General features: G+C 42.9%; 10 protein-coding genes. 6 read left to right on the top strand and 4 right to left on the bottom strand.

Annotated elements, in window-relative coordinates; translation table 11 throughout:
• Window positions 1–363: 363 nt before the first annotated feature.
• From RM368_RS28620 to RM368_RS28610, 3 genes are all read right to left on the bottom strand, one after another.
• Window positions 364–3084: a DUF3854 domain-containing protein gene (locus RM368_RS28620; protein WP_322697194.1), complete on the bottom strand. Its 2721-nt coding sequence runs from the start codon at window positions 3082–3084 to the stop codon at window positions 364–366.
• Window positions 3085–3314: 230 nt separating this feature from the next.
• On the bottom strand, window positions 3315–3554 hold the full coding sequence (locus RM368_RS28615; RefSeq protein WP_322697193.1) for a hypothetical protein: 240 nt from the start codon (window positions 3552–3554) through the stop codon (window positions 3315–3317).
• Between the two features lie 182 nt (window positions 3555–3736).
• Window positions 3737–3946 (bottom strand): helix-turn-helix transcriptional regulator, encoded by a 210-nt coding sequence (locus tag RM368_RS28610; RefSeq protein ID WP_322697192.1) that lies wholly within the window; start codon window positions 3944–3946, stop codon window positions 3737–3739.
• Window positions 3947–4203: 257 nt separating this feature from the next.
• Here RM368_RS28610 and RM368_RS28605 point away from each other — a divergent pair, with 257 nt between their 5' ends.
• The 6 genes from RM368_RS28605 to RM368_RS28580 all read left to right on the top strand — a co-directional run bounded on the left by RM368_RS28605 (window position 4204) and on the right by RM368_RS28580 (window position 9399).
• The gene (locus RM368_RS28605) at window positions 4204–4773 is read left to right on the top strand and encodes a hypothetical protein (RefSeq protein ID WP_322697191.1); all 570 of its coding nucleotides are present in this window, start codon (window positions 4204–4206) and stop codon (window positions 4771–4773) included.
• A 439-nt stretch (window positions 4774–5212) separates the two neighbouring features.
• Window positions 5213–5725: a hypothetical protein gene (locus RM368_RS28600; RefSeq protein WP_322697190.1), complete on the top strand. Its 513-nt coding sequence runs from the start codon at window positions 5213–5215 to the stop codon at window positions 5723–5725.
• 12 nt (window positions 5726–5737) lie between these two features.
• Complete coding sequence (locus tag RM368_RS28595; RefSeq protein ID WP_322697189.1) at window positions 5738–6406, top strand: hypothetical protein; 669 nt, start codon at window positions 5738–5740, stop codon at window positions 6404–6406.
• 260 nt (window positions 6407–6666) lie between these two features.
• A complete protein-coding gene (locus RM368_RS28590; protein WP_322697188.1) occupies window positions 6667–7308 on the top strand; it encodes a hypothetical protein in 642 nt (213 codons plus the stop codon).
• Between the two features lie 64 nt (window positions 7309–7372).
• Entirely contained in the window at window positions 7373–7942 is a 570-nt protein-coding gene (locus tag RM368_RS28585) for a hypothetical protein (RefSeq protein WP_322697187.1), read from the top strand.
• Window positions 7939–9399: a hypothetical protein gene (locus RM368_RS28580; RefSeq protein ID WP_322697186.1), complete on the top strand. Its 1461-nt coding sequence runs from the start codon at window positions 7939–7941 to the stop codon at window positions 9397–9399. Before RM368_RS28585 ends, RM368_RS28580 begins: the two co-directional genes overlap by 4 nt.
• 279 nt (window positions 9400–9678) lie before the next feature.
• Here the strand turns inward: RM368_RS28580 and RM368_RS28575 are convergent, their stop codons facing one another.
• A complete protein-coding gene (locus RM368_RS28575) occupies window positions 9679–10371 on the bottom strand; it encodes a hypothetical protein (protein WP_322697185.1) in 693 nt (230 codons plus the stop codon).
• Between the last annotated feature and the right edge of the window lie 12 nt (window positions 10372–10383).

The following is a 10383-nucleotide window of genomic DNA, read 5'->3' as shown; positions in this document are numbered from 1 at the left end:
TAGGCACTTGAATTTTTCTTAGCGTACAAAAAACCTTTTTTGGCACGGTGATGCCGAATACATAGGTTATTCAGAAAGCTATCAGTATCTCGGCAGACATCCTTTAGGGTTCAAAATGTCAGATATATTCAATTACTTGAGCCATTATCGCGCAACAGCGATATTCAGTATTGGCTCTCAGAAGGCTTTGAGAGTCAGGCTTTCATGCCCAAAGTAAGTTAGGGCAACACTCGTGTTGCTTAACCAACATGGTTAAGCAACGTTTCTCTAACCATGCTTTTTAATCGCAGTCAGTTTGTGCTGACTGCGATCGCACCATGTTCTTAAACTTTGTAAAATGTCCATCAAAATCTAGATTTTTAATTAAATGCCCAACCAAGGGCGCAGATGAGCGCGTCTAACCCTCACTCCTGGCTGAGTCTTAGTACCAATACGGATATCGTTTGATTGTCCGCATTCCCAGATGTAGACTAGTTCGCCGTTGTAATCAGCTTGAGAGTCAGCGCCGAGTCGCCACACGGTATTAGCTGCATCCTTAATATATTGGAGTCGTTCAGGGCTAAAACCTTTGACTATTTGCTGTAATTCAGCACTATCAAGGCTTAGAACGATTTCGCCCAAGGCTGACTTGTCCTCCCAAGCCTCAATAATTCGTTGTGTGGTGCTGACTTCTTTTTGTGTGGTGCTGGCATGGGTGCTGGCTGAAACTCTTGCTGGTGCTGGATGTGCTGACTGTGCTGGCTTATCCTCCTGATTTTGACTGCTAGTAGTGTCCATCAAGTAGTGTTGGTTGGTGGTGTCAACTGCACTACTATTAGCACTCATGTCAGCACCGCCTTGAAAATCAGCACTATCAACACTTTCGGTTAGCATTTCAGTCAGCACTGGGTTAGCACTACTTTTACTAAGGTCAGCATTTAGGTCAGCATCTTTTTCTGAAACTAAGAGCGGAAAGTCATGTCCTGGCTGCCGAATAGCAATTTTAGTGATAAAACGTCCTTTCTTGTTTCTGACTTTCGCGGCATTAATATTGAGTTGAGACTTCAACAGATTGAGCAAAATTGCTGAGAATCGTTGCTTGGTCATGATGCCGTGAGAATTACGCTGGGCCCATTCGCAGTAGTTAGGATAGAGGAACAATTCAGCGCTTTGACCGTTATCACCGATTTGCGTTTGTGCGTTGGGGTCATAGTAAAGACAGTCATTAGCCCAATCCGCCAGAGGATTAGTGCTTAACAATACCTCTGTGCTAAATGAAGCAAGCGAAGGTACTAGTTTGTTAGTGTCACCTACATAAGCGGCGACATCTTTTGCTGGCATCTCTAAAACCCATTGCAATACCCCAGGCAAGTATGGTTGAAATTCCTTTTCTAAAGGGCGGCGCTCATTTTGAGAAACCACCCGCTCAAAAGGCATTGACAGCCGACGGCGGGCCAGCGCGTTAGTGTAATCACTGCTTTGAATGATTTCGTTAGCGGCAATCCAGACCACCCCACTAAATCTAAAGCTGCCTGTTTGCTGGATTCCTTTTTTCTCGTGTCGCAGCTCATCATCACCGGTCAATTTCTTGAGAGTGCTAACATCACCTGTGTAGCGCTCAGAGTCAGTGATAAACACAGCTTTCTTGCCGTAGAGAGCCGCAGTTTCAAAGCGGTTTTGCTCCAACTGCTTCAGTTCTGTAATTGCGTAGTTTTCCCTGCCAAGTAGCGCTTGTACCAGCCGCAAGAGAGTACCTTTGCCAGTGCCGCCAGCGCCCACTAGTTCCATGAATCGTTGTAACTCTCCGCCGCGTTCGGTGACGGTGGCATTGATGCCAGCGCGAATTACTTGTACCCAGTCAGCTTTACCTTCGCAAGCTTCGAGCAACCATTCTTTAACTGTTTCACAACCTACACTGCGGTCAGCCCATTTAAAAGGTAGCTGACTAAGCATTCTGTATCCCGGCTCATGTGGATACTCTTTGAGGGTATTAACATCAAGCAGACAATCCTGAAGACAAATAAAGCCTTTGCGGACTTCCCAGTGATTAACCCTGAGCTTGGCCTTGAGTAAAGTCAAAACGCCGTTGACAAACTTGCTGGAAAAATGGCGTGTCCGCGTTTCTAACTCTGTTAAAACAATTGACATCGCCTCTTCAGAGGGAATTTCACCCCAGACCCCGCGCTTGTTTTCTGCTTCATACCAGTACCAAGCTTTATTTGCTACATGCCAAGCAAGACGAGCGCGGTAATCTTCTGCTATTTGTGCGGCAAAAGCCGACTCTGACAAGGTTTTGTTATCAGAATCGTCTTCTTTGAACTGACGTTCCCAAATTTCAAAGTTAACCGCCTTACCTAACACCTTGTCTCTGAAAGCGTCGCTGCCGTTGGACTGAATGTAATCGTCCATCCCTTTCCCCTCTGCTGCACTCCATAAGCCCGTGGCAATGTACACAGGCACTTTAAACTTAGCTAATTGACAAGCCAGTTTTCTCTGGGCTGCAATCACATTTTTGTTAGCTTTGGCGGATTCGTCCGCATCAAATGCAATAATCCATCCAAACTTAGCACGGGCTAAGAATTCTAGGGTATCGACTAGGTAACGTTTGCCTTGGGGGTCGTTAGCCGCCGATGTTAAGCCTTGTTCAACACCAGCGAGAGCAACTGTGGGGAATCCGTTAGAACAGCCGGCGATCGCTTTAAATAGCCCTTCAGTCAGAAGTAAGCAGGGATGACCGTTTATGTTATAGCAAAGTGCTTTGAGCGCCTCTAAATCCTTCCAGTAGCCTGGATTATGAGGATGACGGGGTAGCATTGCATCGTATTCTTCCCTGGTGGCTGTCCGATATTTGGGCGCTTTCTTCTCGTCTGTGCTTTTCCAGGGCTTGTTAGGGCGGTACTGCCCAAAACCGTTGCTTCCTTCTAGCCAGATGCCAGAGGAAAGCGCTGTGTATCCTAAGCGCTGGCTCGCTTCTTTGATTTCCATTGAACGACAGTTAACAGCTATCCACTCAGGACACAAGCCCCGGTTTGTTACGCACTCCTTATAATGTCTGTCTGTAAGTCTATTAGCAGTCAGCGTTCCAGTTGTCTGTGTAGTATTCACTTTTTATTACTCCGAATTTTTTAAAATCCGGGTAACTCCTTATTGCAACACGACCGCAGAACTGGTTATTATAGAATTGCGATCGCGGTTCCGAAAAAGCCTCTTAAACTTTTTGTTCGGAGTTACCCGTGATAAATCTAGAAATGATGGAACCCGCTTAACTTCCCGGTCGAGCGGGTTTCGTCATTTGTGAACCTGTTTTCCTAATGGGTGTATGGCAATTCTCATCATCAAGCTACATCCTTTACTGTGAAGCCCTTACTACATTTTTGAATTAACAGCCAACGGTCAGAGTCCTTATCCAGTGTTGGCTTGAGACGAAAATTAAAAACATCCTCCCACACCTCTACACCGTGAATAGAAGCAAAATCAATCTCAAGCTCTTTAAAACATGGATAGTCCCGTTCGCTGATAGCTGTCAGCATGGGGAGTAATGAAGTTAGTGGTATTTGGGTTGCTGTCTCAGTCATCTGGGTAGTCCTCAAAAATACAAACAATTGGTAGAGGTTCGTCTTCTGTGTCGATGATTTCGACCAACCGCTTAAAAGTGTTCCTGGCTATTCTTTTACAGCGTTCCTCCGATACTGGGGCTGACCATTGCCTAGTTTGTTTTAATGGGTCAAATTACCTCCTTTTTTTTGTACGCAATCGCTTAATCCTCGCTCCATTCCAATAACTCACAGGGCTGGACTTTATAACAGTCACAGATTTTGTTGAGTGCTATTCCATTGGGTATTTGCTCAGAATTGTCGCACAGCGCGTACACTGTGGTTTTTGATAGTCCCGTCTCTTTCATAAATTGATAACGTGTGATTTTGAGCTTTTCTTCAATAAACCTCCTCACAGTGTTACGAACTGGCATGGCAACCCGTCTGGTATTATCAGATTCCCATTTAACACTATGCCAGTTAAGCTTGCAATTGTCGGCTAGCTTTATATGGTCAGCTATCTTGACATTACAAGTTAGCCTATACTATTATCATAGTGCCTGGGTTATTGATGCGTCAATAACTCAGGCAAACACGATTATTTAGCTACGAACACAGGTTATTTGCATTGCGTCCGCTCTATATATGCGGTCGTGGTAATTGTGCGTGTCTGCATTAGGACAGAGGATTCATGCATATCAATTTACGCAACTTAGAAGCAATCAACGAACTACCTTTTGAGAAAGTAATGCTTAATCAAAATCAATTACGAAGGTTAGAAGCAATAGATCGCTGGCTCAGAGAAATCCGAGATTCGGAAGAATTCAGACAACTAGAATACTCTCCAGATGTGATGATAGGGGATGCAATACAAGCAGTGGGCGAACTACTTGACTTTCACGTTCATTGTGATTCCAAGCACTTGAATTTTACTGATCCAGAGTGGCATTCATATCTAGAAGAAAAGCCAGTTATGCACATTCGCCGTGTGAAAAATTGGCGTGAAAAGATTAACTCATTCATACTCGATGCAGCATCAGAAATAGCAATTCTGAGCTTGGTAACTACTAGTTTTATGGTTGTTGGTACTATCTTTTGTCACGGCTTTGACCGGATTGAAGAAAGCAGAGGTGAAAAATATCAACCCACATGGATTTACAACGCCAAAATTTTTGAAGGAAGCGCGATCGCATCTATCGCTGTCTTCCTGGGTGCAAGCTTGACAAGTGCGTGTGTTGCTGGAGATAAGAAAGATGCATGACTTAATTCCCTATCTACGAACCTTGTAAGATATGGGATTTATGAAGTCCCTGGCATGGTGGCCAACCGGAAATCTGAAGTAATAGGACAGGGGATACAGCAAAGCTTGTTCTAACGTGTTTGATTTGTGACTGGCTTTAATGCTCTCGTTGAGCGTAGCCATCGCAAAAACTAGGCTCAAAAGGGTGTATCGGCGGGGGTAAACGAGAAAGTGTCAGTATGTCATCAAAGCTGACAAACCTTGTTATTACGTGGTTATAGCCGATAAAAACTCCAGTCTCACATTTGTCTAAAGTCCTAAATCCAAAGTTATTGATAGTGCCTAACTAATTTGGCATATCAAGATAACTGTTTCTAGCTAAATTAGCCTGTCAAATAACCTAATTTTACGGATAGTCAGCTAATTCTATACACACTTAAGTAACTACAACAGAGTCAATGTGGCAACAAAAAGATATTTAGCTAAGTATCGCTTGCTCAAAGAAACTTACGAGGGCATCACAGTCAAAGGCATTTCAGATATCACTTGGTATCGAACAGTCGCATCCTTGAAACAATATTTATCGCTTGAAATTGAATCCATACAAGCTCAAAGTATTGTTGAAACCTATGCTCAATTGAAGCGCAAGTGTCCAGCCTTTTCTTTTAGAACTTCTGATTTTAGCGAACGCTGGCAAGCCTTTAAACACTTCTATGATGGCGAAGAAGTTCAATACACAGGTCAGCAATTCCTAGTCGCGCTTGCAGACTATTTAAAAATCAATCTTGACGATGTACCGCGCAGCACTCGTTATTACTGGTTTAGGCAAGCAACTCTAAGTTATAAGGCCCTTCAATCTTATCAGAGCAAAGATTTAGCCCTTGTTGCGTTTGTTGCTGCTAAATGGGCAATCAACAAGCGCTCACAACCGATAAAATCCGCAACCATCGAAGTTTTAGCACTAGTCAAATAAGGAGTAATCATCATGTCTGACAAATTTACTAATAACGTCCGCGCTCGTTTGTACAAACAGGGCTATCAAGGATTTACCAAGGACGATTACACAACGGCAGCGCTTGCTGTCGAGTGCGATGACCTTGACAATCCAACCAAAGAGCAATTGAGTCAAGCCGTTGACTATCTCAAAGGAAAAACGACTTGCCAATTATCTGTAGTTGATGAACCCGTTGAAGAAACGTTTCTAGTAGGGTCAGAAAATGCACAGCTTGACCCGGAACTTGATAATAGTCAGCTTGCAGTCGCCGAACCAGAGATTAACAGCATCACTGTAACTAGCTCAGATAAGCGTTCCTTTGTAACAGCCCAATCATCGGCGCTGGGGTTTGAGTTAACCGAACAAGAAACATTGAGCATTGCTCTTAACGTTGACGACACTTTTACCGACTACAGCCAATTTATCAGTACTGTAACGGCTGCAATCAAGAACTACGTTGATCAGAAATTTGATGTCATTGAGCAATCATTTGAAACTAACGCCCAAGACTTGCGAGAACACGTCAGCAACAGAGCTTCTAGATTGAACCAAAAGGTTAATAACTTCTCAGGAGACATGAAAGCGGATATGGGAGTCATCCGCCAAAACATTAAAAGCACCCAATTCTCAATCCTCGCAAGGCTCAACGCGGCTCAATAGTGATAATTTTACGCTACGAGAGTGCTTGGTTATTCGCTGGCTGAGGATGAGCTACTTCTCAAGAATTGCTGTTAGTTTTGGTGCGCTCGGTGCTGTGATTTTACCCTTGCACAATTGGGTATATCTGCCAATGCTAGAGCATTCAAGCTATCAACAATATCTAAAACGAAAGTCAACTATTGAGCAATATGTAAGGCGAATGGAGTATCACTGCAACCAAATATTTACCCCATTAAAGGAATATCGCTGTGAAAAGTTCAATGAAGCTAAAGAATCTGGTAACTTCCAAATCACGCCACCTAGAACGCCAATTAAAAACTAAATTCAATGCCTCTACTAACTTAGTAGTTAGAGCGCTAACAGGTGATAAATCAGCCCTGAAGCTGATAGGGCAAATGGGTAATGACGGGGCGAAGATTAGTGAATTTGCCCCACAGGTGAGAGAGCAGATGTTAGCTGCTATCAAGGGGACTGAGGACTTAAATATAGTCCTAAGTGACATCTACAAACAAGCAGGTGTTAGCGGCGATCAGATTGAAAGAGCAGTGCAGTCAGCAATTTTAGCTGACACTCATCTAGCTAACATCCTAGAAGAGATGAAGCTTGATTTCACTTCATCCAAGGAGAAAGAAGCGCTGCGCCATCAACAAGCAACAGACCATCTATTGCTGAAGGCTTGGGTGGATAAACACATGATGCAAGTTGATGGCGAATACAAGATGTTGCAGACAGAATTACAGACAGACATTAGACAACAAACAATTGACCTGCAACATGATAGAGAACTGGGCAAGTATTACTTAGAAATGGGTGATAACGCTCGTGATGACTTCAAGCCGAGAAAGCAATATGCAGGGCGTTCCATAGTACAAAAAGTCAAGGATGCTCTGCTAGGTTTTTAATAACTAAATCCGTCAGTAAGTTTAGCTGTTTGCTGACGGGTTCGAGAAATAATCTGATACAGATATGACATACGACATTGAAGATCATCAAGAAGAAGTAGTAAGCGAAATCGCGCCAGATACGCAGTTACCAAAAGACTTGATAGAACATTTAGAGTCGCGTAAGCAGCACCGCAAAGATGTTATCCATACAACTGAAAAACTGACCAGATTCTTTGTCGGTTGGTCGCTAAATTCTACAGGATTCTTTATAGCTAAATATCTCTTAATAACTGGCGGTGGCGTTAATCTCTGGTTGGCAATTTCGCTCTCATTTTCTATATGCAGCGTTGGCTCTCTCGCTGGGCTAACGGGCTTGAGAGTTAATTACAACAGTGATGGATTAGAGGTGGATAATATGCAAAATGTTTTAAAAACTGCTGGGGGCTTGGTGTTTGCAGGTATCACAACTTGGTTAGCAGTCAAAGACCATCAATATTTTGAGAATTTGACTAAAGAAACAGTCACGCAGATTAGCCAAGACATCCAAACCATTGAAAAACAGAACCCGCAATCAGACCCTTGGCTAAGTATTGCAGTCGCGTTGGCTTTATTCATTGGCTCTATTGCAATTATTTTTAAGGGGCGCTCATGAAACAAGGTGTTTTCGAGTTAGCGCTGGCTGGTGTATGTGGTGTAACCGCAATCATCGGGCTAGCAACATCGCAAACACGTCAGCCCTACGATTTGACACAGATTCAGTTCTGCCCAAGATCAGCAAACGGCGTACACAGCCAAATAGCTTTGGATAAGCGTTTTTGCAACCAGCCGCGTTTTGTTCTTACTGAAGAATGGCAGCGCTACGGATTGTATGGCAGCATCATTCCCTACAAGGGCGATGCTATTCAGTGGGTGCGTGATTTGCCCACAGATAACCCTAATCAGTTGTTAGGATATGGGATTGCGGTTATTGGGCTATGGGGTGTCGTGGGTTGCTTGCTCGTGCGTTCGCAACGCCTCAAGCGCACGGATTATGAATTGGGCGAACTCGAAAAGACTGGCGACTATGCAACTTGGCAGCATAATAAGTACAAACGTGAAATTAAGCAGCATTCAACCCAGCTTTATACTGAACGCCTGAAGGATGGGCTGTCAGGACTGGACACAGAAGAACGCAAAACGCTAGGACTGACAGATGAGGAAAACGAACGCGCTAAGGCACGTATTCAGCTAGAGGATTTCATCAAGGCCCGTGCTGTTAATCATTCTATGATGGATAAAACCATTGCTGAGAACCTGAGAGACAGGGCGAAAGCTGACCAGGAACGCGGCAAAATTGAGGGTAAAACCAAGGGAGCGATCGCAAGCGGTGACAATCAGCAGTCAGTTGACCAGCAACGAGCAAATGAGCTTATAGAAGCGCTCAAAGCTCATGAAGAGGGATGGTTGTGGAAGATTATCGACAACTTAACGCCACTGTGGTTAATCGGTCGCCAGGGGTCAGGTAAAACTTACACGAGCGCAGCTATAGCTTTTGTGAGAAAGCATTGTTTAGGGATTCCCATCTACTACTTAATTGACCGTCACGCAACTGGGGATAACTCCAAAGCATGGCGATATCTTAATACTCAAAATATTGCAGAGTCAGAGACAGAGATAGGCACTGCGCTTGATGGTCTGTGTGAGCATTGGCTATTAAGAATCAAAGGGAAAAATGACTTAGAGCAACCCGCGACTATCACGCCTGAACAAGTGCTTATTGATGAATACACTAACCTGAAATCATTGATTGGTGAACCCGCAGAAAAGTTTTACAAACTGCATCTGACAGACACTAGGAAGGCAAAAGTTCATGTTACTGGTATTACCCACAATGACACGAATTCAAGCTATCCAGAAGGTACACAAGCAATGAGGGAGGCGGGTACAATCCTCATTCAAAAATTCTCAGCTAACGGTAAAACCCCACTGTCCAGAGTCAAGATTATTCGCGGCTTGCTTGATGACAATGGCGAGGAGTTGAAAGATGCAGACCGTACACTGCCAAGCTGGTTTAACCCAGAGTCCATCTACAACCATTTCAACGGCAAGCCGATTTATTTTGATGCTTAAGGGCAACTTAAAAGTGGCTGGTAAAAGATTTACTGTTGAGCAAATCAAGGGCTGGATGTATGAAATTGTGGGGCAGGATTGGCGGACTGGATAGCTGAGGGTGTTATCAAGCTCAATCAAATTTGACTGCGAATGGTGGCTGGTGTCTGCCCCCAAACCCCCCTTTTTCGCGGACACCGGACACCAGACACCACAGATACTAAGCTGTGAAATCCTTATACGGCATAGATATTAACAGACACCAATAAAAAATAGTAATTAAATCAGGTTAAAAAATATTTAAACAATTAAAGCAAAAAACACTAGATGATTATAAAATACCATTTTTATAACACAAGCTCCTTCTAGCCCTTCCTCAAATATTTGATAAAAGAAAATGTCATGATGCGGCCCTTTTTTATTAATATTAGGATTTTCAAAGGCTTGAAACAAAGTTTGATGTATTTCATTTCTCTGAAAATCTATAAATAAATTTTGATTGAAAAAGGTGGGGGTTGTTACTGTAAAGTTCCCTAACAACTTGTTTTTATACTTGGAATCATAATAATAAACTGCGCGAAAAATGGATTTAATAACATTGTCAATTCTTTCTTTTTCAGTAGTAATAGCCCATGTCTGTTCAGGAATAATTAAGCTATTTCTTTCGGTCAGTATTGTTATTTTCCTAGATTTAGAAAATATTCTTTTTGCTAATGAATCATTACGCTTAAATGCTTCAATCCACTTTTTCATCATTGGATCTGCAATTTTTGCTTCCGGAATACTTAAGGTGAATAATGCTAATAAATATTCATCGTCACCTGACTTTTCATTATTATGTTTTTTACAAGAAGGGACAGTTATCAAATTTTTTCTGTAATCTGGGCTTCCTTTAGGTAAGTACTTTTGTTTAGGGTAAATACTTTTGGGTGGAGCGTGTTCGTTAGTGTTTCCTATCCCTTCACAACAATAGCAAGTATAAGGAGCTTTCATAGGTTACTTTTT

The sequence above is a fragment of the Nostoc sp. DedSLP03 genome (assembly GCF_034530815.1).
In the GTDB taxonomy this organism is placed as follows: domain Bacteria; phylum Cyanobacteriota; class Cyanobacteriia; order Cyanobacteriales; family Nostocaceae; genus Nostoc.
Note: the sequence above shows the minus strand (reverse complement) of the source record. Positions and strands in the feature narration are given on the sequence as shown.

Coding starts and splice junctions, on each gene's coding strand:
- RM368_RS28575 (WP_322697185.1), bottom strand. CDS start 10,371: ATGAAAGCTCCTTATACTTGCTATTGTTGTGAAGGGATAGGAAACACT.
- RM368_RS28605 (WP_322697191.1), top strand. CDS start 4,204: ATGCATATCAATTTACGCAACTTAGAAGCAATCAACGAACTACCTTTT.
- RM368_RS28595 (WP_322697189.1), top strand. CDS start 5,738: ATGTCTGACAAATTTACTAATAACGTCCGCGCTCGTTTGTACAAACAG.
- RM368_RS28585 (WP_322697187.1), top strand. CDS start 7,373: ATGACATACGACATTGAAGATCATCAAGAAGAAGTAGTAAGCGAAATC.
- RM368_RS28590 (WP_322697188.1), top strand. CDS start 6,667: ATGAAGCTAAAGAATCTGGTAACTTCCAAATCACGCCACCTAGAACGC.
- RM368_RS28615 (WP_322697193.1), bottom strand. CDS start 3,554: ATGACTGAGACAGCAACCCAAATACCACTAACTTCATTACTCCCCATG.
- RM368_RS28610 (WP_322697192.1), bottom strand. CDS start 3,946: ATGCCAGTTCGTAACACTGTGAGGAGGTTTATTGAAGAAAAGCTCAAA.
- RM368_RS28580 (WP_322697186.1), top strand. CDS start 7,939: ATGAAACAAGGTGTTTTCGAGTTAGCGCTGGCTGGTGTATGTGGTGTA.